This is a genomic window from Streptomyces sp. PL-25 (genome assembly GCF_058344915.1).
Genome location: NZ_CP136997.1, coordinates 2,734,840 through 2,761,182, shown reverse-complemented (window position 1 = coordinate 2,761,182; position 26,343 = coordinate 2,734,840). Strand labels below are relative to the sequence as shown.

Sequence of the window (26,343 nt, the reverse complement as noted above, 5' to 3'; positions counted from 1 at the left end):
CCGGTGAACACAAAGTCCGCAATACGGGGCGGCTACCACGTACTCAGGGGTAGGTGCGACGATCGGACGGCACAACTTCGCGACACGGTGAAAGCAGAGGAAGTCGGCCATGGCAACGGCGCCCAGCGTCTCCTACTCGATGACCATCCGGCTGGAGGTGCCCGCGAGCGGAACGGCAGTCTCGCAGCTCACCACCGCTGTGGAGTCCTCCGGAGGCTCGGTCACGGGCCTCGACGTCACCGCGTCCGGCCACGAGAAGCTCCGTATCGACGTCACCATCGCGGCGACGTCCACCGGCCACGCCGACGAGATCGTCGAGCAGCTCCGGGGCATCGAGGGTGTCACCCTCGGCAAGGTCTCCGACCGTACGTTCCTGATGCACCTCGGCGGCAAGATCGAGATGCAGTCCAAGCACCCCATCCGCAACCGTGACGACCTCTCCATGGTCTACACGCCGGGTGTGGCCCGCGTCTGCATGGCGATCGCCGAGAACCCCGAGGACGCCCGCCGCCTCACCATCAAGCGCAACTCCGTTGCGGTCGTGACGGACGGCTCCGCGGTGCTGGGCCTGGGCAACATCGGCCCCAAGGCCGCGCTGCCCGTCATGGAGGGCAAGGCGGCCCTCTTCAAGCGGTTCGCAGGCATCGACGCCTGGCCGATCTGCCTGGACACCCAGGACACCGACGCCATCGTCGAGATCGTCAAGGCGATCGCCCCCGGGTTCGCCGGCATCAACCTGGAGGACATCTCCGCGCCCCGCTGCTTCGAGATCGAGGCCCGGCTGCGCGAGGCCCTGGACATCCCGGTCTTCCACGACGACCAGCACGGCACCGCGATCGTCGTGCTCGCCGCGCTCACCAACGCCCTGCGCGTGGTGGACAAGCCGATCGAGAACGTCCGGGTCGTGATGTCGGGCGCCGGCGCGGCCGGCACCGCCATCCTCAAGCTGCTGCTCGCCGCGGGTGTGAAGAACGCCGTCGTCGCCGACATCCACGGCGTGGTGCACGCGGGCCGCGAGGACCTGGTCGACGCGGCCCCCGAGTCGGCGCTGCGCTGGATCGCCGACAACACCAACCCGGAGAACCTCACCGGCACCCTGAAGGAGGCCGTGCGCGGCGCGGACGTCTTCATCGGCGTGTCGGCGCCCAACGTGCTCGACGGCGCCGATGTGGCCGCCATGGCCGACGGGGCGATCGTGTTCGCGCTCGCGAACCCGGACCCGGAGGTCGACCCGGCGGTCGCCCGCCGGACGGCCGCGGTGGTGGCCACCGGCCGCTCCGACTTCCCCAACCAGATCAACAACGTGCTGGTCTTCCCGGGTGTCTTCCGCGGCCTGCTGGACGCGCAGTCGCGCACCGTCAACACCGAGATGATGCTCGCCGCCGCCCAGGCGCTGGCCGACGTCGTCACCGAGGGCGAGCTGAACCCGAACTACATCGTCCCCAGCGTCTTCAACGACAAGGTCGCCGGGGCCGTCGCCGGAGCCGTCCGGGAGGCCGCCAAGGCGGCCGGTGCGAGCGCGACGGCCGGCTCCGCCGCCGGAGTCTGACAAACGGCACGCATCAGTCGGAACGGACGTTCGGGGACGGCGGTTCCCGGGCGTGATGATCGCCACGACGCGCCGGGACCCGGCGCGTCGCGGCGGACGCTGTCAGTGGGGCGCCCTATCGTGGCTGGCCGGAGTCTGCGGCTGGAGCCGGACGGCAGGCCCTGGCCGGCAGACCCTCTTTTCGTGTGACTCCCAAGGGTGTTCTCACGACTCCTACGGGTGCCGGATTGGCTTTCCCGCCGCAGGTGGGGGCAGGATGCCACCCTGGGCGCGAGGGTCTGACGAGGGACCCGGGTCCGGGGACCCCCGAGGACCCTGGCAGCATCGGCTTGGCTGGCCCAACATGCGGCTTCGCCGCGTGGCACGCCTCAACGGCAAGAAGAACACGGGAGTAACAACATGAACCGCAGTGAGCTGGTGGCCGCGCTGGCCGACCGCGCCGAGGTGACCCGCAAGGACGCCGACGCCGTGCTGGCCGCGTTCGCCGACGTCGTCGGCGACATCGTCTCCAAGGGGGACGAGAAGGTCACCATCCCTGGCTTCCTCACCTTCGAGCGCACCCACCGTGCCGCTCGCACCGCCCGCAACCCGCAGACCGGCGAGCCGATCCAGATCCCGGCCGGCTACAGCGTGAAGGTCTCCGCGGGCAGCAAGCTCAAGGAAGCCGCCAAGGGCAAGTGACCTCGCCTTCCGTACGCCACGGGACGGCGTACGGGGCCCGCTAGGGCCGACAACGTCCATGGGGCGGCCCCCTTCACCGGGGGCCGCCCCATCGTCGTCGTACGCACGCACCACGCCGCCCCCTCCAGGAGGGGACGACCCCCGGACCCCCGGCCGGAGGGTGGGTCCGTGTGGGCCGGGGTCGGGTGGTCGGTGTGGTTCAGCCGAGTGCCTGGCCCGGCAGCTCGACCTTCGCGCCCAGCTCCACGAGCTTGTCCATGAAGTTCTCGTAGCCGCGGTTGATCAGGTCGATGCCGTGGACACGGGAGGTGCCCTGGGCGGCCAGGGCGGCGATCAGGTAGGAGAAGCCGCCGCGCAGGTCGGGGATGACCAGGTCGGCGCCCTGGAGCCGGGTGGGGCCCGACACCACCGCGGAGTGCAGGAAGTTGCGCTGGCCGAAGCGGCAGTCGGAGCCGCCCAGGCACTCGCGGTAGAGCTGGATGTGCGCGCCCATCTGGTTGAGCGCGGAGGTGAAGCCGAGGCGGGACTCGTAGACCGTCTCGTGGACGATCGACAGGCCGGTCGCCTGGGTGAGCGCGACCACCAGCGGCTGCTGCCAGTCCGTCTGGAAGCCGGGGTGCACGTCCGTCTCCAGCGCGATGGACTTCAACTGCCCGCCGGGGTGCCAGAACCGGATGCCCTCGTCGTCGATCTCGAAGGCACCGCCCACCTTCCGGTAGGTGTTCAGGAAGGTCATCATCGACCGCTGCTGGGCGCCGCGGACGTAGATGTCGCCCTCGGTGGCCAGCGCCGCCGACGCCCAGGACGCCGCCTCCAGGCGGTCCGAGAGGGCGTGGTGGGTGTAGCCGCCGAGCTTGTCGACACCGGTGACGCGGATGGTGCGGTCGGTGTCCATCGCGATGATCGCGCCCATCTTCTGCAGTACGCAGATCAGGTCCTCGATCTCCGGCTCGACGGCCGCGTTGGACAACTCGGTGACGCCCTCGGCGAGTACGGCCGTCAGCAGCACCTGCTCGGTCGTGCCCACCGACGGGTAGGGCAGCCGGATCTTGGTGCCGCGCAGCCGCTGCGGTGCCTCCAGGTACTGGCCGTCCGCCCGCTTCTCGATCGTCGCGCCGAACTGCCGCAGCACGTCGAAGTGGAAGTCGATGGGCCGGCCGCCGATGTCGCAGCCGCCCAGGCCGGGGATGAAGGCGTGGCCGAGCCGGTGCAGCAGCGGGCCGCAGAACAGGATCGGGATGCGGCTGGAGCCCGCGTGGGCATCGATGTCGGCCACGTTGGCGCTCTCCACCCGGGTCGGGTCGAGCACCAGCTCGCCCGGCTCCTCACCCGGACGGACCGTCACCCCGTGCAGTTGCAGCAGACCGCGTACGACCCGCACGTCACGGATGTCCGGAACATTGCGCAGCCGGCTCGGTTCGCTGCCCAGCAGAGCGGCGACCATGGCCTTCGGTACGAGGTTCTTCGCACCGCGGACACGGATCTCGCCCTCCAGCGGGGTTCCGCCGTGGACAAGCAGTACGTCATCAGTGCCGTTGACGGTCATGTATCTCGCGTTCCGATGAGGTGGGGCAGGGGCGCGGCCGGTCACTCGGGCAGGGGCCGGACAGACAGACTAGTCGCGGCGGAGCTTCCTTTCGTAAGCCTGTGCACCACCCGCACGTCATGGCTGTGTCACAACACGCAGTGTCGGGCGCCGGGCACGTGCGGTGACCGTCGCGGCCGTGCGCCCGTGACGCTCCCGTGCCCCGGGCGCGCCCTCACTCCGGTAGCCGGATTGGCTCCCCACGCCCGGGGAAGATGCGGGATCATGTCTGGCATGACCGAGGTGTCCTCGCTCACAGGGCGGCTGCTCGTGGCCACGCCCGCCCTGGCGGACCCGAACTTCGACCGTGCGGTGGTGCTCCTTCTCGACCACGACGAGGAGGGTTCCCTCGGTGTCGTCCTCAACCGGCCCACCCCGGTGGACGTCGGCGACATCCTGGCCGGCTGGGCGGACCTGGCCGGGGAGCCGGGCGTCGTCTTCCAGGGCGGGCCGGTCTCGCTGGACTCCGCGCTCGGTGTCGCCGTCATCCCGGGCGGCGGCGCGGGCGGCGGCGCCCCGCTGGGCTGGCGCCGGGTGCACGGCGCGATCGGCCTGGTCGACCTGGAGGCGCCGCCGGAGCTGCTGGCCTCCGCCCTCGGCTCGCTGCGCATCTTCGCCGGGTACGCGGGCTGGGGCCCCGGCCAGCTGGAGGGCGAGCTGGGGGAGGGCGCCTGGTACGTCGTCGAGTCGGAACCGGGCGACGTGTCCTCCCCGTTCCCCGAGCGGCTGTGGCGCGAGGTGCTGCGCAGGCAGCGCAGCGAGCTGGCGATGGTCGCCACCTACCCGGACGACCCGTCGCTCAACTGATGCCCGCGCACTTCAGTACCCTTGGCGTATGAGCACTCTCGAGCCCGAGCGCGGCACTGGTACGGGGACCCTCGTAGAGCCGACGCCGCAGGTGTCCCACGGAGACGGCGACCACGAGCGCTTCGCCCACTACGTCCAGAAGGACAAGATCATGGCGAGCGCCCTGGACGGGACACCCGTCGTGGCGCTGTGCGGCAAGGTGTGGGTGCCGGGCCGTGACCCGAAGAAGTACCCGGTCTGCCCGCTGTGCAAGGAGATCTACGAGTCCATGAGCGGCGGCGGCGACCAGGGCAAGGGCGGCGACAAGAAGTAGGCCACCGGCTTTCCCCGCCCGTCCCGCGGGCCTTCGGGCCGACTGGGCCCCCGAGTGCGTTTCGCGCGCTTCGGGGGCCTTTGTGCGTTCCCGCGTTGCACGGGGTGCGTCGGGCGGTCACAGAGTGGTTGAGACCTCTTGTCGTCGCGTTCATGGAGTACCTAGCCTCCGTGGTGTTGTGCAGAGCAAAACCGCCATTGCATATGTTGCAACACTGACCGGAGGAACCGCTCCATGAAGCTCTCCGCAAGACTCCCCGGCCGACTGGCCCTGCTGGCCGCCGCGGCCGTCGTCACCGCCACCGCCTGCGCCCCGCAGACCTCCGACAACTCCTCCTCCGGCAAGGACGAGAAGTCCGGCACCGTGCGCCTCTGGATGTTCCAGGAGGTCAACAACAAGCCGAAGGAACAGGTGGTCGCACAGGTCCTCGCCGACTTCCGCACGGCCCACAAGGACACGAAGGTCACCGTCGAGTACATCCCCGTGGAGACCCGCGCCCAGCGGATCAAGGCCGCCTTCAACGACCCGAAGAGCGCCCCCGATGTCATCGAGTACGGCAACACCGACACCGCCGGCTACGTCAAGGACGGCGGACTCGCCGACATCACCGCCGAGTTCGGCGCCTGGAAGGAGGCCAAGGACACCGACCCCACCGCCCGCACCTCGGTCACGGTGGACGGAAAGGTCTACGGAGCCCCGTACTTCGTCGGCGTCCGCGCCCTGTACTACCGCACGGACGTCTTCCGGGAACTGAACCTCCAGCCGCCGAAGACCCTGGACGAACTGGCCCGCACCGCCAGGAAGATCCGGTCGGAGAAGCCCGACCTGTACGGCCTCGCCGTCGGCGGCGCCTACACCTACGGCGCCCTGCCGTTCATCTGGGCCAACGGCGGCGCCCTCGCCACCGGCCAGGGCGGCTCCTACGCCTCCGCGATCGACACCCCCGCGGCCCGCAAGGGCATCGAGCAGTACACGGGCCTGTTCGGCGACGACAACTGCCCCGCCGCCAAGTGCGCCGGGATGACCGGCAACGACACCATCACCGCCTTCGCCGCAGGCAAGGCCGCCATGGCGGTCGGCGGCGACTTCAACCACCAGGCCGTGGAGGCGGGCAAGGCCAAGGGCAAGTACGCGGTCGTGCCGCTGCCGGGCGTCAAGGCCGGCTCCGTCGCCCCGGCCTTCGCGGGCGGCAACAACATCGGCGTGCTCAAGAGCACCGCCCACCGCAGCCTCGCCGTGGACCTCATGGAGCGGCTCGCCTCGAAGAAGACCCAGGCCCAGACGTTCGACGCGATGGGCTTCCTGCCCACCTTCACGGACGTGCGCCGGGAAGTCGCCGCCAAGAACCCCTTCGTGAAGCCCTTCGTCGACACCCTCGCCGCGGGCACCGAGTTCGTGCCGGCCTCGCCCGCCTGGGCGCAGATCGACTCCTCGCTGGTGCTGCCGACCATGTTCCAGGAGGTCGTCAGCGGCAAGAAGGACGTCGCGGCGGCCGCCGGGGACGCGGCGAAGAAGATGAACGACGCGTTCGGCTCCGTCGGATGACCGCTTCGCCCACGAGCCCGCAGGGCGTGGTGCGCGGACGGCCGCGGGTGCTCCGCGGCCGCCCGCGCGGCGCCCCGCGCCCCGGCGGGCGCGCCGTCACCCCCTGGCTCTATCTCGCCCCCGCCCTCGTCGTCCTCGGCGGACTGCTCGTCTACCCCGTCTACCAGCTCGGCCTGATCTCCTTCCTGGAGTACACCCAGGCCCAGGTCAGCGGCGGACAGCCGGCCACCTTCCAGGGCCTGGGCAACTACGCCGAGCTGTTCGGCGACGACCAGTTCTGGCGGGTCCTGCTGGCCACCGTGGTGTTCGCGGCGGCCTGCGTGCTGTGCACCCTCGCCGCCGGCTGCGCGCTCGCCGTGCTCCTCACCCGGGTGCGCGCCGTGCCGCGGCTCGCGCTGATGCTCGCCGCCCTCGGCGCCTGGGCGACCCCCGCGGTCACCGGCTCCACGGTCTGGCTGCTGCTGTTCGACGCCGACTTCGGGCCCGTCAACAAGATCCTCGGCCTGGGCGACCACTCCTGGACGTACGGGCGCTACAGCGCCTTCCTGCTCGTCCTGCTCGAAGTGGTCTGGTGCTCCTTCCCGTTCGTCATGGTGACCGTCTACGCCGGGATCCGCGCCGTCCCCTCCGAGGTGCTGGAGGCCGCCGCGCTGGACGGCGCCTCCCAGTGGCGGATCTGGCGCTCGGTGCTGGCACCGATGCTGCGGCCGATCCTCGTCGTGGTCACCATCCAGTCCGTCATCTGGGACTTCAAGGTCTTCACCCAGATCTACGTCATGACGAACGGCGGCGGCATCGCCGGGCAGAACCTCGTCCTCAACGTCTACGCCTACCAGAAGGCGTTCGCGTCCTCGCAGTACAGCCTCGGCTCCGCCATCGGCGTCGTGATGCTGCTGATCCTGCTGGCCGTGACGCTGGTCTATCTGCGGCTGCTGCGCCGCCAGGGGGAGGAGCTGTGAGCCTGGTGCGCACCTGGGTGCGCCGCCCCTGGCGGCTCGCCGCCGAGGCGTCGGCGCTGCTGATCGCGGCCGTGGTCGCCTTCCCGCTGTACTGGATGGTGCTGAGCGCCTTCAAACCGGCCGGGGAGATCGAGTCCACCGAACCGCGCCCCTGGACGGCGTCCCCCTCCCTGGACTCCTTCCGGCGGGTCTTCGGGCAGCAGGAGTTCGGCCGCTACTTCCTCAACAGCCTGCTCGTCGCGGGCACCGTGGTGATCGCCTCCGCGCTGATCTCGTTCCTGGCGGCGACCGCCGTCACCCGGTTCCGCTTCCGCTTCCGGACCACCCTGCTGATCATGTTCCTGGTGGCCCAGATGGTGCCCGTGGAGGCGCTCACCATCCCGCTGTTCTTCCTGATGCGGGACTTCGGCCAGCTCAACACCCTGGGCTCGCTGATCCTGCCGCACATCGCCTTCTCGCTGCCGTTCGCGATCTGGATGCTGCGCGGCTTCGTCAAAGCCGTACCCGAGGCCCTGGAGGAGGCCGCCTACCTCGACGGCGCCGGCCGGGCGCGCTTCCTGTGGCAGATCCTCTTCCCGCTGGTCTTCCCCGGACTCGTGGCGACCAGTGTGTTCTCCTTCATCTCGACCTGGAACGACTTCCTGTTCGCGAAGTCCTTCATCATCAGCGACACCTCCCAGTCGACGCTGCCGATGGCGCTGCTGGTCTTCTACAAGCCCGACGACCCCGACTGGGGCGGGGTGATGGCGGCGTCCACGGTGATGACGATCCCGGTACTGATCTTCTTCGTACTCGTACAACGACGACTCGTCTCCGGCCTCGGCGGAGCGGTAAAGGACTGACGTGATGGACGTGATCCCCCAGCCAGGGCGTGCGACGGCCGACGAGGAACGCTTCCTCGAACTGGGCCCGGACACCACGGTGTCGGCGGGCGAGGGCACCGGGCGCACCGAACGCTGGCTGCGCACCGCCCTCGGCGCCGCCACCGGACTCCCGCTGGCCCCCGCCCCGGCCGGTGACGACGGCACCCTGCGCCTGCGCCTGGACGACACCGTCGCCCGCGACCTCGGGCCCGAGGGCTACCGCCTGACGGTCACCGCGCGGGGCGCCGACCTCGCGGGCGGCGGCCCCGCCGGGCTCTTCTGGGGCGCCCAGACGCTGCGCCAGCTCCTCGGCCCGGCCGCCTTCCGGCGCGCGCCGCTGCCCGGCGGCCGCTGGCGGCTGCCGCTCACCGAGATCGAGGACACCCCGCGCTTCCGCTGGCGCGGCGTGATGCTGGACGTCGCCCGGCACTTCATGCCCAAGGACGGCGTCCTGCGCTACCTCGACCTGATGGCCGCCCACAAACTCAACGTCCTCCACTTCCACCTGACGGACGACCAGGGCTGGCGCGTCGAGATCAAGCGCTACCCGAAGCTGACCGGGACCGGCTCATGGCGCCCCCGCACGAAGTACGGCCACCGGGCCTCCCCGCTGTGGGAGGACAAGCCGCACGGCGGCCACTACACCCAGGACGACATCCGGGAGATCGTCGCCTACGCCGCCGAACGGCACATCACCGTCGTCCCCGAGGTGGACGTACCGGGGCACTCCCAGGCCGCCATCGCCGCCTACCCGGAACTCGGCAACACCGACGTGGTCGACACCGCCGCCCTCGGCGTCTGGGACGACTGGGGCGTCAGCAAGAACGTGCTCGCCCCGACCGACGCCACCGTGCGCTTCTACGAGGGCGTCTTCGAGGAACTGCTCGACCTCTTCCCGCCGGACGCCGCGCCGTTCTCGGACTTCTTCCACATCGGCGGCGACGAGTGCCCCAAGGAGCAGTGGCGCGCCTCGGCCACCGCGCAGGCCCGGATCAAGGAGCTCGGTCTGGCCGACGAGGACGAGCTGCAGTCCTGGTTCATCCGCCACTTCGACACCTGGCTCGCCGCGCGCGGACGCCGGCTCATCGGCTGGGACGAGATCCTGGAGGGCGGCCTCGCCGAGGGCGCGGCCGTCGCGTCCTGGCGCGGCTACGCGGGCGGCCTCGCCGCCGCGCGCGCGGGACACGACGTCGTCATGTGTCCCGAGCAGCATGTGTACCTGGACCACCGGCAGGACGGCGGCGCCGACGAACCCGTACCGATCGGCTTCGTCCGCACCCTGGAGGACGTCTACCGGTTCGAGCCGGTTCCGGCCGGTCTGGAACCGGAGTTCACCGGCCATGTGCTGGGCACCCAGGCCAACCTGTGGAGCGAGGTGATGGAGAACCCCGCGCGCGTGGACTACCAGGCCTTCCCCCGGCTGGCCGCCTTCGCGGAGGTCGCCTGGAGCGCCCTGCCCGCGCCCGAGCAGCGGGACTTCGCCGGTTTCGAGGAGCGGATGACGGCCCACTACCGGCGTCTGGACGCGCTGGGGGTCGGCTACCGGCCGCCCGCCGGACCGCACCCCTGGCAGCGCAGGCCCGGCGTCCTGGGGCGGCCGATCGACGGCCCGCCGCCGGTCAGGTAGCGGGCGGCCCCTCCCCGGGGGAGAGCGAGTGAGGGTGCGGTGCGGGCGGCGTGGCCGTCCGCACCGCACCGCCGTGTCGCCGCACCGTCCGTGCCACCCGGCTGTCTCGAACTGGCGGCGGAAAAACACCGCAAGAGTCAGCGAACGCCGGTAATTCGCTCGCATCGGTGATCCCGCGCCAAAACGGACCGGGCCCCCGATGAGGTGGCCGAACGCCTCCGCGCGGACCCGTGTCCGCGAGCCCTGCGAAGATGTGCCAGAGTTGCCACGTCCGCCCTGTCAGGCCGTACCGTACGGCAGCACGGGTGGGACCAGTGGGGCAGCGGGAAGGGGCAGCCGGTTTGACCACGCACGCACCACAGGCGGCGCAGGCCGTCACGCTGCCCACGACACTCGACGAGGCCGTGGCGGCACTCGCGGCCATGCCCGCCGCCGTGCCCGTGGCCGGCGGCACCGACCTCATGGCCGCCGTCAACTCCGGGCAGCTCAGGCCCGCCGCGCTGGTCGGCCTCGGCCGGATCAGCGAGATCCGCGGCTGGCAGTACCAGGACGGGCACGCGCTGCTCGGCGCCGGTCTCACCCACGCCCGGATGGGCCGCCCCGACTTCGCCGCCCTGATCCCGGCGCTCGCCGCCGCCGCCCGCGCCGCCGGACCGCCGCACATCCGCAACGCCGGCACCCTGGGCGGCAACATCGCCTCGGCCGCCCCCACCGGGGACGCGCTGCCGGTGCTGGCCGCCCTGGAGGCGACCCTGATCGTCGCGGGCCCGGACGGCGCCCGCCGCGAACTGCCGGTCTCGCACCTGCTGGCCGGCGTGGAGATGCTCCGCGGCGGCGAACTCATCGGCTACGTACGCGTCCCGCTGCTGCACGCGCCGCAGGTCTTCCTCAAGGCGACCGGCCGCACCGGCCCCGGCCGCGCGGTCGCGTCCGTGGCGCTGGTCCTCGACCCGGCCCGGCGCGGGGTGCGCTGCGCGGTGGGCGCCATAGCGCCGATGCCGCTCAGGCCGCTGGACGCCGAGCAGTGGGTGGCCTCGCTCATCGACTGGGACAACGGCCGCGCGATCGTCCCGGAGGCGCTGGACGCCTTCGGCGAGTACGTGGCCGCGGCCTGCATCCCCGACCCGGTTCCGGCCGAGGACGGCTCGGTGCAGCAACTTCCGCCCGCCGTACTGCACCTGCGGCGGACCGTCGCCGCACTGGCCCGACGAGCACTGGGGAGGGCGCTGTCGTGACCGACGACCAGCACGGACAGGGCACGCCTCACGGCGGCGGCCGGTGGGACCCGCTGCCGCAGGGCGACTACGACGACGGCGCCACCGCGTTCGTGCAGCTCCCCGAGGGCGGTGTCGACGCCCTGCTGGCCGCCGACAGCCCGCTCGCCGCGCCCGGCCACGGCTATGTGCCGCCGCAGATAACGGTCGCCGCCGCCCCGGCCGAGGCCACCGACCCGGCGGCCACCGGCACCTGGGCGGTGCCCGGCGTGCCCGCCGCCCCCGCCCCGGGAACGGGCTGGCCCGACCCGAACGCGGTGCCCCGGCAGGACGAGGGCGCCGGCGGCGACCCGGGCGCGGGCGACCCGTACGCCTACCGGCCGGACGCGACCCAGCAGTGGAACTTCCAGGAGGTCCACGGGCATCAGGAACACCCGGGCCACCACCAGGAGGCGGCGGTGCGGGGAGCGGTGCCCGGACACGATGTGACCGGGCAGTGGTCGATCCCCGTGGCCGGGGGTGACATCCCGGACGAATCCGGCGAGTTCACCACGTCGGCCCTCATCGAGCAGTGGGGCGGCACCCCGCCGGCCACCCTGCCCGGCGGTGCCCCCGCCCCGTGGGCCACGGAGGGCGCCGGCCAGCCGTGGGGCCGGACCGCCCAGGAACCCGCCCCGGCGGAGCCGTACGCGAGCGACGGCCGGCCCTACAGGATCGACCGGCCGTACGAGGGTGACCGGCCGTACGAGGGTGACCGGCCGTACGAGGGTGACCAGGCGTACGGGAGCGACCCGTCCGGGCACTCGTACGGAGCCGGTCTGCCGGCCCCGGCGCCGGAGCACCCGACGCCCGACCACCCGGGGGCCGCCTCCGGGCGTCCGGGGCACCCTGCGCCGACTGAGGCGGCCGTACCGGAGGCACCGGCGGAGGAGTCCGCCGAGGCGCCGGAGGCCACGCGGCCCGCGCAGCCCACGGAAGCAGGCCACCCGGCCGAGCCCGCCGCCGGACAACTCCCCGAGGAGACCCCGGCGGAGGACGGCGAAGACCCCGTGGAGGCCGCCGAGGGCGCCACCGAGCCGCCCGCGGACCCCGCCCCGGCCGACGATGCCTCCGCCGCGTCCCAGGCCGCCCAGGAGCCGCCCACGGCCCCGGAGGACACCCCCGCCCCGGCGGCCGGACCCGCCCCCGGCCCCGACACGGCCACGGACGACACGGACACCGGACCGACCGAAGCGACCGGACCGGCGGGGACGACCGGACCGGCAGGGACGACCGAATCGGCCGAGCCGGACGTGGTCGCGGCCGCGTCCGCGACCACGGAGGCGGCCGCCGAAGCCGTCGCGCCCGAGGACGGCACCGGCACCGACACCCCCCACCCCGGGACGGCGGCCGCACCGGACCCCCAGGGCCCGCCCCCCGTGCCACCGCAGGACGAACACCCGCTCGCCTCCTACGTGCTGCGCGTCAACGGCGTGGACCGCCCCGTCACCGACGCCTGGATCGGCGAGTCGCTGCTCTACGTGCTGCGCGAGCGGCTCGGCCTCGCGGGCGCCAAGGACGGCTGCTCGCAGGGTGAGTGCGGCGCCTGCAACGTACAGGTGGACGGCCGCCTCGTCGCCTCCTGCCTGGTGCCCGCCGTCACCACGGCCGGCAGCGAGGTCCGTACCGTCGAGGGCCTGGCCGCCGACGGGCGGCCCTCGGACGTGCAGCGGGCGCTCGCGCGCTGCGGCGCGGTGCAGTGCGGCTTCTGCGTGCCCGGCATGGCGATGACCGTGCACGACCTGCTGGAGGGCAACCCGGCCCCGAGCGAGCGCGAGGCCCGGCAGGCCCTGTGCGGCAACCTGTGCCGCTGCTCGGGCTACAAGGGCGTCCTGCGGGCCGTCGAGGAGGTCGTCGCCGAACGCGAGGCACAGGCGGCGGCGGAGCACGCGGCGGCCGAGTCCGCGGGCGCGGACCACCGCACCGCGCGGCACCCCGCCGACGGCGGCGGCGCCCCGGACGCCGACGAGCCCCGTATCCCGCACCAGGCGGGCCCCGGAGCGGGCGGCGTCCACCCGTCCGCCTTCGACACGCCCGACACGCCCGACGCGCACGGACACCCGCGCCCGCACCCGGATCCGCAGGGCCACGGCGAGGCGCACACCCCGCACGAACCACCGCGCGACACGCACGATCCGCACCACCCGCACGACCCCTACGGCCAGGACGGAGGCCAGGCGTGAGCAACGAAGCCGGCACCGCTGCCACCGCTGCCACCGCTTCCGCCGCGGAGACCACGCCCGCGCCGGAGCCGCTGCCGCACGGGATCGGGTCCTCGCTGCCGCCCGCCGACGCCCGCGCCAAGACGGAGGGCACCTTCCCGTACGCGGCCGACCTGTGGGCCGAGGGCCTGCTGTGGGCGGCCGTGCTGCGCTCACCGCACCCGCACGCGCGCATCGTGTCCATCCACACCCGCCACGCGCGCGAGATGCCCGGTGTCCGCGCCGTCGTCACCCACGAGGACGTGCCCGGCAGCCCTCTGTACGGCCGGGGCCGGGCCGACCGGCCGGTGTTCGCCTCCGACGTCGTACGCCACCACGGCGAGCCCATCGCCGCCGTCGCCGCCGACCACCCGGACACCGCGCGGATGGCCGCCGCCGCCGTCATCGTCGAGTACGAGGTGCTCGACCCGGTCACCGACCCCGAGCAGGCGTTCGAGGCCGAACCACTGCACCCCGACGGCAATCTGATCCGGCACATCCCGCTGCGCCACGGCGACCCGGAGGCGGCCGGAGAGGTCGTCGTCGAGGGCCTGTACCGCATCGGCCGCCAGGACCCGGCGCCCATCGGCGCCGAGGCCGGGCTCGCGGTGCCCCGCCCGGACGGCGGCGTCGAGCTGTACGTGGCCTCCACCGACCCGCACGCCGACCGGGACACGCTCGCCGCCTGCTACGGCCTCGCGCCCGACCGCGTCAAGATCGTCGTCACCGGGGTGCCCGGCGCGACGGCCGACCGCGAGGACCAGGGCTTCCAGCTCCCGCTGGGCCTGCTGGCGCTGCGCACCGGCTGCCCGGTGAAGCTGACGGCGACCCGCGAGGAGTCCTTCCTCGGCCACGTCCACCGCCACCCCACCCTGCTGCGCTACCGCCACCACGCCGACGCCGAGGGGCGGCTGGTGAAGGTCGAGGCACAGATCCTGCTGGACGCGGGCGCCTACGCCGACACCTCCGCCGAGGCCCTGGCCGCCGCCGTGTCCTTCGCCTGCGGCCCGTACGTCGTCCCGCACGCCTTCATCGAGGGCTGGGCGGTACGCACCAACAACCCGCCCTCGGGCCATGTGCGCGGCGAGGGCGCCCTCCAGGTGTGCGCCGCCTACGAGGCGCAGATGGACAAACTGGCCAGGAGACTCGGCGTCGACCCGGCCGAACTGCGCCTGCGCAACGTGCTGGCCACCGGCGACGTGCTGCCCACCGGCCAGACGGTGACCTGTCCGGCACCGGTCGCCGAACTGCTCCAGGCCGTACGGGACCAGCCGCTGCCGCCGCTGCCCAAGGACACCCCCGAGGACGAGTGGCTGCTGCCCGGCGGTCCCGAGGGCGCGGGCGATCCGGGCGCGGTGCGCCGGGGCGTGGGCTACGGCCTGGGCATGGTCCACATGCTCGGCGCGGAGGGCGCCGACGAGGTGTCCACGGCCACCGTGAAGGTCCACGACGGCGTCGCGACCGTGCTCTGCGCGGCCGTCGAGACCGGCCAGGGATTCACCACGCTCGCCCGGCAGATCGTCCAGGAGACCCTGGGCGTCGACGAGGTGCGCGTGGCCCCGGTCGACACCGACCAGCCCTCGGCCGGCGCGGGCTGCCGAGGCCGCCACACCTGGGTGTCGGGCGGCGCGGTGGAACGGGCGGCGAAGATGGTCCGCACCCAGCTCCTGCAACCGCTGGCGCACAAGTTCGGCATGTCCACCGAACTCCTCCAGATCGCCGACGGCAAGATCACCTCCTACGACGGCGTGCTGTCGACCACGGTCACCGAGGCGATGGAGGGCAAGGAGCTGTGGGCCACCGCGCAGTGCCGGCCGCACCCCACGGAGCCGCTGGACGAGTCGGGCCAGGGCGACGCCTTCGTCGGCCTCGCCTTCTGCGCGATCCGCGCGGTGGTGGACGTGGACATCGAACTGGGCTCGGTGCGGGTGGTGGAGCTGGCCGTGGCCCAGGACGTCGGACGCGTCCTCAACCCCGCGCAGCTGGCCGCCCGGATCGAGGCGGGCGTCACCCAGGGCGTGGGCATCGCCCTCACGGAGAACCTGCGCGCCCCGCGCGGCCTGCTCCGCCACCCCGACCTCACGGGCTACGCCCTGCCCACCGCCCTGGACACGCCCGACATCCAGATCGTGCGACTGGTCGAGGAACGGGACGTCGTGGCCCCCTTCGGCGCCAAGGCGGTCAGCGCGGTCCCGGTCGTCACCTCCCCGGCGGCGATCGCCTCCGCCGTGCGCGCCGCCACCGGCCGCCCGGTCAACCGCCTGCCGATCCGCCCCCAGGCCGCGGTCGTCACCGGCGGGTGACCACCCGTTCCCCGGGTGTTTCCCCAGGCCGGGGGCGTTGTCAGTGGTGCGGCGTAGTGTGCTGGGCAGTGGGGAGGACGGCTTCGGCGATCCGACCCGCACCGGGACACACGGAAACACGGGACACGGGGGACAGATGAGCACGACCGGCGCCGCCACCGCGGTGATCACCCTGCCCGAGGCCGCCCTCGACCCGTACGTCACACACGCGCCGACCCGTCGCCGGCTGACCGGCCCCGGCCTGCCGGCCGACAGTGCCTACCTGACGTTCGCTCCGCTGCGCCGCGACGGCCTGCGCACGGTGGCCGACTCCACCGGTGACCCCGGCGGGCTCGACGCCGAGCTGCGCGACCAGCTGGTGATAGGCGGTCTGCTGGGCCCCGGCGGTCTGGAGACGGACACGCTGCTGCTGGACGGCGGCACCGGCGAGGTCTCCACGACGTACTTCCTGCACGACCGCCCCGACCTGATGGACGCCGCCCCGCTGGCCCCGTCCCTGGACGCCCTGGTCCGCTTCGCCGCGGTCACGGAGGAACTGGCGGGCCTGCGCGGCCAGTTCGCCTCCTACGCCGGACGGTACGGCCCGGAGGCGGTGGCGGAGGCGTCCCGTCAGCTCCTGGCCGTGTTCGAGGAGGGCACGGACGGCGAGGTGCCGCCGTTCTGGAAGGCCGCCGCCCTCATCCGCCCCCTGGCCCTGATCGCGGGCCCCGGCACCCGCTCGGGCCTCGCCCTCGACCTGCCCGTCCGCCTCCTGGAGACGGAGTTCGGCTCCGGTCGCGTCGCCCGCTTCGAGGACGTCGACTTCCCCGCCGCCCTCACCCACGAGCCGACCCGCCGCTTCCTGCGCGAGACGGGCCTCCCCGAGGACGGCATCCTCTTCCAGCTGGACACCGACGTCCCCCTGCCCACCCTCACCGAGCACCACACCGACGCCGGCCGGCCGCCCCTGCCGCCCACCGGACTCCCGGTCCCCGCCGACCGCCTGATACGCCTCGGCCACCTCGTCGCCGACAACAGCCTGGTCGTCGACGGCGCCACGGGCACGGTCTGGGACTGGAGCGAACAGGAAGCCCTGCTCCGCCCCCTCAACACAGACGTCTCCACCCTCGCCTACACCCTCTGGCTCCTGCACCGCGAGAAGCAGATCGACGCCGACCTCGACGCCGAACTCACCACCGACGCCTACGACCAGCTCGCGATGCTCATGATCCAGGCCCTCACATCCATCGACCCGACGGGCACCGCCCCGGACACCGACTGGCACTACTGGACAGAAATGTTCCAGGACGAGGCAGGCGGAGTCCTGTGACCCTCCACCTGCCCCGCCCTCATCCGGAGGCCGTGCGGCGATCAGCCCTGGGAATCTCCTGCGGAGGCACGGTGGAAGTCAGACGGGGTCATGCCGCTCGATCGGCCGGCGCCACCACTCGGTGGACTTGAAGCAGCCCATCAGCCAGTGGGCTTCGGCGATGTCGAGGATGACATCGCCGACCGAAGGGATCGGTCGGAAGCGGAGCATCGACTCCTGTACGATCCTGGGCTCCCAGTCGAGGTCGTGGTGGAGCAGGACCGCATACGGCTGACCGCGGCGCTGCCAGAAGACCATGGGCTCGAAAACCTCGTTCTCGAAGGGTTTGACGATGTCGTCCGGGGCGAATTCGACATCTGCCATATCCCCCCACCTGCCGACTCCCTCGCGTTCCCGGGCCAGGTAGTGCCGCATGCCTTGTACGAACGCATGGAGGCTCACGTCGTCCAGTACAGACTCCCTGGAGACGACGATGGATTTCGCCGCTCTGCGCAGCGCCCTGGCCCGACGAAGCTGACGGGTCGCATTGGCCCAGAACAGGCCTCCGCGATCGGGGTCGTGGACCACGCAGAGCACAGGGAGGCTGCCGTCGCGCCAGTTGTCCCCGTGATCGCCGACCGGGACGCGGTGCCCGCGTCGGGTGCGGGTCGAAACTCCCCCCTTCACCTGCACGGCTACCGAGTCCTCCGTCCGCTGCCCGTCCTGGACGAAGGTGACGTGCAGATCCTCGCCGTGGTCGTTGCCGCCGTCGATCTCCTGCACGATGTGGCCGTGCCGCTCCAACAGCGCACGCAGCTCATTGACTGCCATGCGTCCGATACGCCGGCTCTCCGGCACCTTTGGCATCGATCCCCCCATGCTGTGCGGAGACCAGGTTATGGCCGGGCAGAGGCGAAAGGGCAGGGCGGCCGTTTGCGCGGCGCACCGGCCCGCACCGCGTCGCCGCGTCTGACGGAGCTCCGAACAGGTTGTGCGGCCCGGTCAGGGTCCGCCTTCGGGCGGCAGCGGAGCGCGGCTCTGATGCCAGGGCGGCCGGTCTCTTCCGTCGGCCCACCGGTCGAGCCGGTCGGCGTGCACGATCTCGATGCCCGCAGCCTTGGTCAGGTGAGCCGCGGGGGTGGTGACGGTTCCGGTGGTCAACAGCACCGCCCCGTCGGCACGGTGGATGTCGAACGCGGTTCCGGCGAACCTCTGCAGATCGGGGCTGGTGACTTTGCTCCGGTACTGCTTGCACTGGACCACCACCTTGCTCCCGCCAGGGGTGCAGGCGACGACGTCCGCCCCAAGGTCCCCGGCCCCGCCGACGGCCTGCACCCGGGTACAGCCGTCCTCGCGGCACAACTCGGCGACGGCGTACTCGAACTCGGCCGGAGACAAGGCGAACCAGTCGGGTACCGCACGGGGCTCGGCCGGGGCGGGTGCGGTCGTCTCCAGGGCACGCGCCTGCTCTTTCAGGGACGCGGTCAGCCGGAGAAGAGCCTGGTAGCGCTCTGCACGGCCGGCGGCCCTCCTCTGCTCTCTCGGACGTCAGGGCGAACCGCTCATGATCCAGTCCGAGGGCCGCCAGCTCACTCGGCGTCACGAGTGCGGGCGTTCACAGGAAGGGCGTCCGGATCCGGCGCCGCGCCGATACGCTGCGATGACCATGCAGGTGCTGGGGGACCGGAGGGGCGATGCAGGCCGGCGACGTCAAGCTGGGGAAGGTTTTCGCGAACGACCACCAGAGCGTGATCCCGATCTTCCAGAGGCCCTATGTATGGGACCAGGAGAGCAACTGGGAACCCTTGTGGACGGACGTTCGGACGGCGGCGGAGGAAGTGGAGGCGGAGACAGAGTCCCAGAGTGGTACGGGGCAGTCGAAGCCGCGCACCTACTTCCTGGGCGCCGTGGTCGTACAGGAGCGCTACCGGCCGCCCCGGCGCCTCGGTTCGTCCCACATCATCGACGGTCAGCAGCGTATGACCACGCTGCAGATCCTCTTCGCGGCAGCTCGGGCTGTCGCCCACGGCATTGCCGCCGACAGCGTCGTCGGGCGTTTCACGAGTCTGCTGGAGAACCGGGCGGAGACGGTTCACGAGGCGTTCCCGGACGACCGCTACAAGGTCTGGCCGCTGCCTCAGGACCGTGCGGCATTCCTCTGGGCCGTACGCGGGGGCGGCGACGACGGTACGGCACCCGCACCCGACCACCGGCTGGTCCGAGCCCGCGTGTGGTTCGAGCAGGAGATCGGCGACTGGGCCAAGGCCGCGCCCAACCCGGCCCAGCGGCTCGACGACCTGTTCTACACGCTTCAGGAGCGCATGCAGCTCGTCGAGATCGTCCTGGACGCGGGTGACGACCCGCAGGTGATCTTCGAGGCGCTGAACCACCGTGGAGTGCGCCTCGACGCCGCGGACCTCGTGAAGAACCTCCTTTTCCAGACCGTCGAGTCGCAGGGGGAGCACCAGCACTCCGAAGAGCTGCTGATGAACGCCTGGCTGCCGCTGGATGCCGAACCCTGGCGCGGTCAGGTCACCACCGGACGCATCAGACGTGCCCTGATCGACCTGCTCCTGGCCTACTGGCTGACCGTTCAAAAGCGTCAAGACGTCCTGGTGGACCATCTGTTCGCCGACTTCAAGAAGTGGCTGCCGGAAAGCGGCCGACAGGCTTCGGACGTGATCCGGGACATCAGGCACTACGCCGAGACGCACCAGCGGGTTCGAGGGCTGCCGCTGACCGATCCCACCGGCCGGTTGCTCGACCGAATGCAGACCATGACGACGACGCCGTGGCCGGTGCTGCTCTATCTGCACGCGACAGACGGCGTACCGAGCGATCAGCGGGCGATCGCGGCCCGCGCCATCGACTCTTTTCTCATGCGGCGAGCCGTGTGCCTGATGACGACGAAGGACTACAACCGACTCTTCGTCCAGGTACTGGCCGACGTTCAGCAGAGCGATCCCGCTCGGGCAGGTGACGCCGTCGTGCGCAGCCTGTGGAACCAAACGGCCGACGCCCGGCTGTGGCCTGACGACCGGACGTTCTTTGCCGCCCTGATGGCGGACGATCTCTACCGTCGTTCCTACCGTGCCCGGTTGAAGGCCCTGCTGGTCGGACTGGAGAATCACCTGCGGACGCCGAAGACCGAGCACGCGCCGGCACTCTCCAGTGCGGACCCCCGGCTGAACATCGAGCATGTTCTGCCGCAGAAATGGGAGACGCACTGGCCGCTGAACGACGGTGACAGCGAGGAAGGCCTGAAGAAGCGACATGAGGCGGTGCATCAGCTCGGCAATCTCACGCTCACCACCACGAAGCTCAACCCGTCGTTGAGCAACCGGGAATGGCCTCATAAGAAGGACAGCCTGGGTGCCCACAGCCTTTTGCGGCTGACGACCTCGTCAGTGCTCTCCGCACCGGAGGAGCTCCGGGACAAGTGGAGCAACGAGCAGTGGGCCGAATGCTGGGACGAGGACCGGATTCAGCTGCGCACCTTGTGGCTTGCCCGTATCGCCCTCCAGGCGTGGCCGAAGCCCGAGGGCGACACCGGCTGACGAACGGGAGCTGACTGGTCAGGCAGTCGGAGGCCGTGGCGGGAATCGAACCCGCGTAACTCGCTTTGCAGGCGAGTCCCTCAACCACTCGGGCACACGGCCGGGTCGGCGGGGCCGTGAGGCGGGCCGCCGTGTCGGTGTGATGACCGTAGGGCGGGTGGGGCGGGGGGCTCAAGGGGAGAGGCGGGGGTGCAACGGGACTGCCATACGGCGTTCATGAAAGGAGGGAGGCGGGGGGTCGGGTCGTACGACCAAGGTCCCGTCGCGGGGGCGACTCCGGACAGGGGTCGAAGCGGGCTGCGGACCTTACGCTGGCGACCATGACCGCCCTCGAACCGCGCGACGCCGATGTCGCCGACACCCCTGGCAGATCCCAGACGCCTGCTCCGCCGCCCGTCCGGGAGGCGGCGGAAGGGTCGGTGCTGGGCCGGGCCTACCGGGCGCTCAGTATCGGGATCGTCTCCGTCGTGCTGCTGATCGCCTTCGAGGCGACCGCCGTGGGCACGGCCATGCCGGTCGCGGCGCGGGAACTGCACGGGGTGCCGCTGTACGCGTTCGCGTTCTCGGGGTACTTCACCACCAGCCTGTTCGGGATGGTGCTCGCCGGGCAGTGGGCGGACCGGCGCGGTCCGCTGGCCGCGCTCACCACGGGCATCGGGGCGTTCGCCGCCGGGCTGCTGCTCGCCGGCACCGCGGGCACGATGTGGGTGTTCATCCTGGGCCGGGCGGTCCAGGGCCTGGGCGGCGGACTGGTGATCGTCGCGCTGTACGTGGTCGTCGGCCGGGCCTATCCCGAGCGGCTGCGTCCGGCGATCATGGCGGCATTCGCGGCGGGCTGGGTGGTCCCCTCGATCGTCGGGCCGCTCGCCTCCGGCGCGGTGACCGAACACCTGGGCTGGCGCTGGGTGTTCATCGGCATCCCCGTTCTGGTGGTGCTCCCGCTGGCGATGGCCCTGCCGCAGATACGCCGCCGCGCCTCGGGCCCGGTGAACGAGGGCGGGGCCGGGGGCGGGGGTGCCGTGCCGGCCTTCGACGCCCGCCGCATCCGGCTCGCCCTCGTCCTCTCCCTCGGCGCGGGGCTCCTCCAGTACGCGGCCCAGGATCTGCGCTGGATCTCGCTGCTCCCGGGTGCGGCGGGCGCCGCGCTGCTGGTGCCGGCCGTGCGCGGGCTGCTGCCGCACGGCACCTGGCGGGCGGCGCGCGGCCTGCCCTCCGTGGTGCTGCTGCGCGGCGTGGCCGCCGGGTCGTTCATCGCCGCCGAGTCCTTCGTCCCGCTGATGCTCGTCACCCAGCGCGGTCTGTCCCCGACCCTGGCCGGTTTCTCGCTCGCCGCGGGCGGGGCCACCTGGGCGCTGGGCTCGTGGGTGCAGTCCCGGCCGGGCCCGGCGGCGTACCGGGAGCGGCTGATGACGCTCGGCATGGTGCTGGTCGCGGTCGCCATCGCGGCCGCGCCGAGCGTGCTGATCCAGTCCGTCCCGGTGTGGACGGTCGCCGTCGCCTGGGGCTTCGGCTGCTTCGGCATGGGCCTGGTGATCTCCTCCACCAGCGTGCTCCTGCTGAAGCTGTCCGCCCCCGAGGAGGCGGGCGCCAACTCCGCCGCCCTCCAACTGTCCGACGCCCTCTCCAACGTGCTTCTGCTCGCCGCGGGCGGCGCCGCCTTCGCCGCGCTGGGCGGCGGCACGGTGGCCCACACCACGGGGGCGGCCACCGGCACCGCCGCCCATCCCGCCGCCTTCGCGGCGGTCTTCCTGCCGATGGCGGGGGTGGCGCTCGCGGGCGCGTGGGTGACGCGGCGGCTCCGGACCCCCGAGGGCACGGGCGGACACCCCATCACGGCCGATGTCACGGAAGACGTCACGGATGATCTGTGACCCGTGTCGCACCCGCCCCCGGTGGGGTGTCGTCGGCTCAGGGCAGGGGTGAGGGCACCGGTAGGGTGGCCCGGTTGTCATACGTAGCCGAGCCCCCCAGCACAGCGAACCGGAGACCGTGACTACCACCGCCGCCGCCGCCTCCCATCACCTCTCGCCCGCCTTCCCCGGCCGTGCTCCGTGGGGAACCGCCAGCAAGCTGCGTGCCTGGCAGCAGGGCGCGATGGAGAAGTACATCCAGGAACAGCCGCGCGACTTCCTCGCCGTCGCCACCCCCGGCGCCGGCAAGACCACCTTCGCGCTGACGCTCGCCTCCTGGCTGCTGCACCACCACGTCGTCCAGCAGGTGACCGTGGTCGCGCCCACCGAGCACCTGAAGAAGCAGTGGGCGGAGGCCGCCGCACGCGTAGGCATCAAGCTGGACCCCGAGTACAGCGCGGGCCCGCTGGGCCGCGAGTACCACGGAGTGGCCGTCACCTACGCCGGTGTCGGCGTCCGCCCCATGCTGCACCGCAACCGCGTCGAGCAGCGCAAGACCCTCGTCATCCTCGACGAGATCCACCACGCCGGTGACTCCAAGTCGTGGGGCGAGGCCTGCCTGGAGGCGTTCGAGCCGGCCACCCGGCGGCTCGCGCTGACCGGTACGCCGTTCCGCTCCGACACCAACCCCATCCCCTTCGTCACGTACGAGGAGGGCGACGACGGCATCCGCCGCTCGTCCGCCGACTACACCTACGGCTACGGTTCGGCGCTGGGCGACGGCGTCGTCCGGCCGGTCATCTTCCTCTCCTACAGCGGCAACATGCGCTGGCGCACCAAGGCGGGCGACGAGATCGAGGCCCGGCTCGGCGAGCCGATGACCAAGGACGCCGTCAGCCAGGCGTGGCGCACCGCGCTCGATCCGCGCGGCGAGTGGATGCCGTCCGTGCTGCGCGCCGCCGACCAGCGGCTCACCGAGGTCCGCAAGGCCATCCCGGACGCCGGTGCGCTGGTCATCGCCTCCGACCAGGACTCCGCGCGCGCCTACGCCAAGCTGATCCGCGAGATCACCGGCGAGGGCGCCACCGTCGTCCTGTCCGACGACACCGGCGCCTCGCAGCGCATCGACGACTTCAGCCACGGCGACGACCGCTGGATGGTCGCCGTGCGCATGGTGTCCGAGGGCGTCGACGTGCCCCGGCTCGCGGTCGGGGTGTACGCGACGACGATCTCCACCCCGCTCTTCTTCGCCCAGGCCGTCGGCCGTTTCGTACGGTCCAGGCGGCGCGGCGAGACCGCGTCCGTGTTCCTGCCGACCATCCCCGACCTGCTGACTTTCGCCAACGAGATGGAGGTCGAGCGCGACCACGCCCTCGACAAGCCGAAGAAGGAGGGCGAGGAGGACCCCTACGCCGAGTCCGAGAAGGAGATGGACGAGGCGAACAAGGAGCAGGACGAGGACACCGGCGAGCAGGACATGCTGCCCTTCGAGGCGCTGGAGTCCGACGCCGTCTTCGACCGGGTCCTCTACGACGGCGCCGAGTTCGGCATGCAGGCCCACCCGGGCAGCGAGGAGGAGCAGGACTACCTCGGCATCCCGGGGCTGCTGGAGCCCGAGCAGGTGCAGATGCTGCTCCAGAAGCGGCAGGCGCGGCAGATCGCGCACAGCCGCAAGAAGCCGGACGACGAGGCGGATCTGCTCGAACTGCCCGCCGAGCGGCGCCCGGTGGTGACCCACAAGGAGCTGATGGAGCTGCGCAAGCAGCTCAACACCATGGTCGGCGCCTACGTCCACCAGAGCGGCAAACCGCACGGCGTGATCCACACCGAGCTGCGCCGGGTGTGCGGCGGTCCGCCGAGCGCGGAGGCCACCGCCGGACAGCTGCGCCAGCGCATCGCCAAGGTGCAGGAGTGGGCGACCCGGATGCGCTGACGGCACGGGTGCGCGGCGGCCGGAGGGCGGTCGTGGGGCCCCGGGGGCCTGTGAGGGATGTGTGCAGGCGGGTGCGGTACGTATCGGGACGAACGCGAGCAGTTCCTTTCGGTCGTTGACCGGATTCTGGACGGAGCCTTCCGCTCAGCGAACCGGCTTCGCTACTGTCCCGCTACGCACACGCCCCGTGGCAGCGCCGCCGCGGAGCGCAGCCGTGAAGCGACCGAGTCCGGGAGCGCCCCCGGACCCGCCGGCCGATCGGCGGCCTCTGTCGCGCGTCACTGACGGGACTCGGTGACGCCCCGCCGCGATGAGCGCCGCCGACCTCACCACTGAAGGAGTGGGCGTCGTGACCGCGGAGACATCCCAGACGCTCGACCGGGGACTGCGGGTCCTCAAACTGCTGGCCGACACGGACCACGGACTGACCGTCACCGAGCTGTCCCAGAGACTGGGCGTGAACCGGACCGTCGTCTACCGCCTGCTCGCCACTCTCGAACAGCACGCGCTGGTCCGCCGCGACCTGGGCGGCCGGGCCCGGGTCGGGCTCGGGGTGCTGCGGCTGGGCCGCCAGGTGCACCCGCTGGTGCGCGAGGCGGCACTGCCCGCGCTGCGGTCGCTGGCCGAGGACATCGGGGCGACCGCGCATCTGACGCTGGTGGACGGCGCGGAGGCGCTCGCGGTCGCCGTGGTCGAGCCGACCTGGACCGACTACCACGTGGCCTACCGGGCCGGTTTCCGCCACTCCCTGGAGCGGGGCGCCGCGGGCAAGGCGATACTGACCGCCCGCCGCCAGCCGTCGGCCGAACCCGGCTACATCCTCACCCACGGCGAACTGGAGGCGGGCGCCTGCGGTGCCGCCGCGCCGCTGCTCGGGGTGACCGGCGTCGAGGGCAGTGTGGGGGTGGTGATGCTCGCCGACGCGGTGCCCGAGCGGGTGGGGCCGCGGGTGGTGGACGCGGCCCGTGAGGTGGCCGAGGCACTCAGATGAGGGTGCAGCGCGGTCGCGTAGATTGATTCCGTGCTCTCTCGCCTCACACGTCCCCAGGCCCTCACCGTCTGCGCGTTGCCCGTCGTGGCCCTGATCGCCACGGCGGTCTTCGCGCCGCTGCCGTTCTCGGTGGCGCAGCCGGGGTCGACGGCGGACGTGCTCGGCAGCTACAAGGGCAACCAGGTGATCACCATCTCCGGGGCCCCCGTGCGGAGCACGACCGGACAGCTGCGGATGACGACGATCGAGGCGACCGGCCCGGACGCGCGCATCTCGCTGAGCGATGTGATCGACGGCTGGTTCGCGACCGACCGCGCGGTCATGCCGCGCGACGCGGTCTACCCGAGCGGCGACACCGTACGGCAGATCGAGCAGCACAACGCCGCGCAGATGAAGGAGTCGCAGGACTCGGCGACCCAGGCGGCGCTGAAGTACCTCGGCAGGTCCGGCGAGAAGATCGACGTCAAGCTCGATCTCGCCAACGTCGGCGGTCCCAGCGCGGGGCTGCTGCTCTCCCTGGGCATCGTCGACAAGCTGCACGGCGCCGGCGGCGGCGCCGATCTCACCGGCGGCCGGACGATCGCGGGCACCGGCACGATCACCCCCGACGGCACGGTGGGCGCGGTCGGCGGGGTCGGCCTCAAGACGCAGGCGGCGCGGCGGGACGGCGCCACGGTCTTCCTGGTGCCCAGGGCCGAGTGCAAGGACGCCGGGGCGGAACTGCCCGCGGGGCTGCGCCTGGTCCCGGTGACCACGCTGAAGGGCGCGATCACCGCCCTGACCGCCCTGCGCGAGGGCAAGGAGTCCGCCGTACCGAGCTGTTAGGCGGCCGTACCGAGCTGTCGGGCCGTCAGCGGGGCGGCGGGGGCGGCCGTGGCCAGCCGCAGGCCGACCTCCACCAGGGTCCAGCCGAGCCGGCCCCTCAGGTCACGGGGCTGCCGCTGCCGTGCGCCGTCGGCCAGGCGGTCGGCGTCGGCCTCCGCGCGGAGTGCGGCGGCGCGGTCGTGGTGCAGGGCGAGATGGATCTCGGAGTGCATC

21 protein-coding genes and 1 tRNA gene are annotated in these 26,343 nt (G+C 72.3%); 17 read left to right on the top strand and 5 right to left on the bottom strand.

The window, feature by feature from the left end:
- Positions 1-109: 109 nt before the first annotated feature.
- Together R4Z62_RS12280 and R4Z62_RS12275 are read left to right on the top strand one after the other, a co-directional pair.
- The gene (locus R4Z62_RS12280; RefSeq protein WP_064533388.1) at positions 110-1,549 is read left to right on the top strand and encodes an NAD-dependent malic enzyme; all 1,440 of its coding nucleotides are present in this window, start codon (positions 110-112) and stop codon (positions 1,547-1,549) included.
- Positions 1,550-1,948: 399 nt separating this feature from the next.
- Positions 1,949-2,230 carry an HU family DNA-binding protein gene (locus R4Z62_RS12275; RefSeq protein WP_003990598.1) on the top strand — a complete coding sequence of 94 codons (282 nt, stop codon included), beginning with the start codon at positions 1,949-1,951 and terminating at the stop codon, positions 2,228-2,230.
- 199 nt (positions 2,231-2,429) lie between these two features.
- On the opposite strand, the gene murA is transcribed toward R4Z62_RS12275, so the two are convergent.
- Positions 2,430-3,776, bottom strand: coding sequence for a UDP-N-acetylglucosamine 1-carboxyvinyltransferase (gene murA / locus R4Z62_RS12270; protein ID WP_491519823.1), 1,347 nt, complete (start codon positions 3,774-3,776; stop codon positions 2,430-2,432).
- A gap of 273 nt (positions 3,777-4,049) precedes the next feature.
- Between murA and R4Z62_RS12265 the strand changes: the two genes are divergently transcribed.
- The 10 genes from R4Z62_RS12265 (at position 4,050) to R4Z62_RS12220 (ending at position 16,995) form a co-directional block, all read left to right on the top strand.
- The gene (locus R4Z62_RS12265) at positions 4,050-4,622 is read left to right on the top strand and encodes a YqgE/AlgH family protein (protein ID WP_389598740.1); all 573 of its coding nucleotides are present in this window, start codon (positions 4,050-4,052) and stop codon (positions 4,620-4,622) included.
- Positions 4,623-4,650: 28 nt separating this feature from the next.
- A complete protein-coding gene (locus R4Z62_RS12260; RefSeq protein ID WP_026252153.1) occupies positions 4,651-4,935 on the top strand; it encodes a DUF3039 domain-containing protein in 285 nt (94 codons plus the stop codon).
- 234 nt (positions 4,936-5,169) lie between these two features.
- Positions 5,170-6,480, top strand: a complete 1,311-nt coding sequence (locus R4Z62_RS12255) for an extracellular solute-binding protein (RefSeq protein ID WP_064533386.1) — start codon at positions 5,170-5,172, stop codon at positions 6,478-6,480.
- Positions 6,477-7,439, top strand: a complete 963-nt coding sequence (locus tag R4Z62_RS12250; RefSeq protein ID WP_064533385.1) for a carbohydrate ABC transporter permease — start codon at positions 6,477-6,479, stop codon at positions 7,437-7,439. The genes R4Z62_RS12255 and R4Z62_RS12250 overlap by 4 nt, the downstream gene beginning before the upstream one ends.
- Positions 7,436-8,281 carry a carbohydrate ABC transporter permease gene (locus R4Z62_RS12245; protein WP_355477100.1) on the top strand — a complete coding sequence of 282 codons (846 nt, stop codon included), beginning with the start codon at positions 7,436-7,438 and terminating at the stop codon, positions 8,279-8,281. The genes R4Z62_RS12250 and R4Z62_RS12245 overlap by 4 nt, the downstream gene beginning before the upstream one ends.
- Positions 8,282-8,285: 4 nt before the next feature.
- Positions 8,286-9,929: a beta-N-acetylhexosaminidase gene (locus R4Z62_RS12240; RefSeq protein WP_491519822.1), complete on the top strand. Its 1,644-nt coding sequence runs from the start codon at positions 8,286-8,288 to the stop codon at positions 9,927-9,929.
- A gap of 341 nt (positions 9,930-10,270) precedes the next feature.
- Positions 10,271-11,164 (top strand): FAD binding domain-containing protein, encoded by an 894-nt coding sequence (locus R4Z62_RS12235; protein WP_018565542.1) that lies wholly within the window; start codon positions 10,271-10,273, stop codon positions 11,162-11,164.
- The gene (locus R4Z62_RS12230) at positions 11,161-13,365 is read left to right on the top strand and encodes a 2Fe-2S iron-sulfur cluster-binding protein (RefSeq protein WP_491519821.1); all 2,205 of its coding nucleotides are present in this window, start codon (positions 11,161-11,163) and stop codon (positions 13,363-13,365) included. Before R4Z62_RS12235 ends, R4Z62_RS12230 begins: the two co-directional genes overlap by 4 nt.
- The gene (locus tag R4Z62_RS12225; RefSeq protein ID WP_491519820.1) at positions 13,362-15,686 is read left to right on the top strand and encodes a xanthine dehydrogenase family protein molybdopterin-binding subunit; all 2,325 of its coding nucleotides are present in this window, start codon (positions 13,362-13,364) and stop codon (positions 15,684-15,686) included. Before R4Z62_RS12230 ends, R4Z62_RS12225 begins: the two co-directional genes overlap by 4 nt.
- 136 nt (positions 15,687-15,822) lie before the next feature.
- Positions 15,823-16,995: an SUKH-4 family immunity protein gene (locus R4Z62_RS12220; RefSeq protein WP_491519819.1), complete on the top strand. Its 1,173-nt coding sequence runs from the start codon at positions 15,823-15,825 to the stop codon at positions 16,993-16,995.
- A 78-nt stretch (positions 16,996-17,073) separates the two neighbouring features.
- Here the strand turns inward: R4Z62_RS12220 and R4Z62_RS12215 are convergent, their stop codons facing one another.
- The gene (locus tag R4Z62_RS12215; RefSeq protein WP_064533380.1) at positions 17,074-17,805 is read right to left on the bottom strand and encodes a DUF4365 domain-containing protein; all 732 of its coding nucleotides are present in this window, start codon (positions 17,803-17,805) and stop codon (positions 17,074-17,076) included.
- 171 nt (positions 17,806-17,976) lie between these two features.
- On the bottom strand, positions 17,977-18,372 hold the full coding sequence (locus tag R4Z62_RS12210; RefSeq protein WP_491519818.1) for a restriction endonuclease: 396 nt from the start codon (positions 18,370-18,372) through the stop codon (positions 17,977-17,979).
- A 296-nt stretch (positions 18,373-18,668) separates the two neighbouring features.
- Between R4Z62_RS12210 and R4Z62_RS12205 the strand changes: the two genes are divergently transcribed.
- Entirely contained in the window at positions 18,669-20,531 is a 1,863-nt protein-coding gene (locus tag R4Z62_RS12205; protein WP_491519817.1) for a DUF262 domain-containing protein, read from the top strand.
- A 30-nt stretch (positions 20,532-20,561) separates the two neighbouring features.
- Here R4Z62_RS12205 and R4Z62_RS12200 read toward each other — a convergent pair.
- Positions 20,562-20,633, bottom strand: a tRNA-Cys gene (locus R4Z62_RS12200).
- Between the two features lie 218 nt (positions 20,634-20,851).
- Here R4Z62_RS12200 and R4Z62_RS12195 point away from each other — a divergent pair.
- The 4 genes from R4Z62_RS12195 (at position 20,852) to R4Z62_RS12180 (ending at position 26,130) form a co-directional block, all read left to right on the top strand.
- Positions 20,852-22,402, top strand: coding sequence for an MFS transporter (locus tag R4Z62_RS12195; RefSeq protein ID WP_491519816.1), 1,551 nt, complete (start codon positions 20,852-20,854; stop codon positions 22,400-22,402).
- A 118-nt stretch (positions 22,403-22,520) separates the two neighbouring features.
- Positions 22,521-24,314 (top strand): DEAD/DEAH box helicase, encoded by a 1,794-nt coding sequence (locus R4Z62_RS12190; protein WP_064533376.1) that lies wholly within the window; start codon positions 22,521-22,523, stop codon positions 24,312-24,314.
- Positions 24,315-24,663: 349 nt separating this feature from the next.
- The gene (locus tag R4Z62_RS12185; protein WP_018565548.1) at positions 24,664-25,305 is read left to right on the top strand and encodes an IclR family transcriptional regulator; all 642 of its coding nucleotides are present in this window, start codon (positions 24,664-24,666) and stop codon (positions 25,303-25,305) included.
- 30 nt (positions 25,306-25,335) lie between these two features.
- Complete coding sequence (locus tag R4Z62_RS12180; RefSeq protein WP_491519815.1) at positions 25,336-26,130, top strand: S16 family serine protease; 795 nt, start codon at positions 25,336-25,338, stop codon at positions 26,128-26,130.
- Here the strand turns inward: R4Z62_RS12180 and R4Z62_RS12175 are convergent.
- Entirely contained in the window at positions 26,127-26,342 is a 216-nt protein-coding gene (locus R4Z62_RS12175; RefSeq protein WP_491519814.1) for a hypothetical protein, read from the bottom strand. The two genes, R4Z62_RS12180 and R4Z62_RS12175, sit on opposite strands and share 4 nt — an antisense overlap.
- Position 26,343 lies beyond the last annotated feature (1 nt).

What these genes read in the sequence shown, in the direction of transcription:
- R4Z62_RS12250 (WP_064533385.1), top strand. Translation starts at nt 6,477, where the DNA reads ATGACCGCTTCGCCCACGAGCCCGCAGGGCGTGGTGCGCGGACGGCCG.
- R4Z62_RS12215 (WP_064533380.1), bottom strand. Translation starts at nt 17,805, where the DNA reads ATGGCAGTCAATGAGCTGCGTGCGCTGTTGGAGCGGCACGGCCACATC.
- murA (WP_491519823.1), bottom strand. Translation starts at nt 3,776, where the DNA reads ATGACCGTCAACGGCACTGATGACGTACTGCTTGTCCACGGCGGAACC.
- R4Z62_RS12275 (WP_003990598.1), top strand. Translation starts at nt 1,949, where the DNA reads ATGAACCGCAGTGAGCTGGTGGCCGCGCTGGCCGACCGCGCCGAGGTG.
- R4Z62_RS12240 (WP_491519822.1), top strand. Translation starts at nt 8,286, where the DNA reads ATGGACGTGATCCCCCAGCCAGGGCGTGCGACGGCCGACGAGGAACGC.
- R4Z62_RS12195 (WP_491519816.1), top strand. Translation starts at nt 20,852, where the DNA reads ATGACCGCCCTCGAACCGCGCGACGCCGATGTCGCCGACACCCCTGGC.
- R4Z62_RS12255 (WP_064533386.1), top strand. Translation starts at nt 5,170, where the DNA reads ATGAAGCTCTCCGCAAGACTCCCCGGCCGACTGGCCCTGCTGGCCGCC.
- R4Z62_RS12175 (WP_491519814.1), bottom strand. Translation starts at nt 26,342, where the DNA reads ATGCACTCCGAGATCCATCTCGCCCTGCACCACGACCGCGCCGCCGCA.
- R4Z62_RS12205 (WP_491519817.1), top strand. Translation starts at nt 18,669, where the DNA reads ATGCAGGCCGGCGACGTCAAGCTGGGGAAGGTTTTCGCGAACGACCAC.
- R4Z62_RS12220 (WP_491519819.1), top strand. Translation starts at nt 15,823, where the DNA reads ATGAGCACGACCGGCGCCGCCACCGCGGTGATCACCCTGCCCGAGGCC.
- R4Z62_RS12260 (WP_026252153.1), top strand. Translation starts at nt 4,651, where the DNA reads ATGAGCACTCTCGAGCCCGAGCGCGGCACTGGTACGGGGACCCTCGTA.
- R4Z62_RS12280 (WP_064533388.1), top strand. Translation starts at nt 110, where the DNA reads ATGGCAACGGCGCCCAGCGTCTCCTACTCGATGACCATCCGGCTGGAG.
- R4Z62_RS12265 (WP_389598740.1), top strand. Translation starts at nt 4,050, where the DNA reads ATGACCGAGGTGTCCTCGCTCACAGGGCGGCTGCTCGTGGCCACGCCC.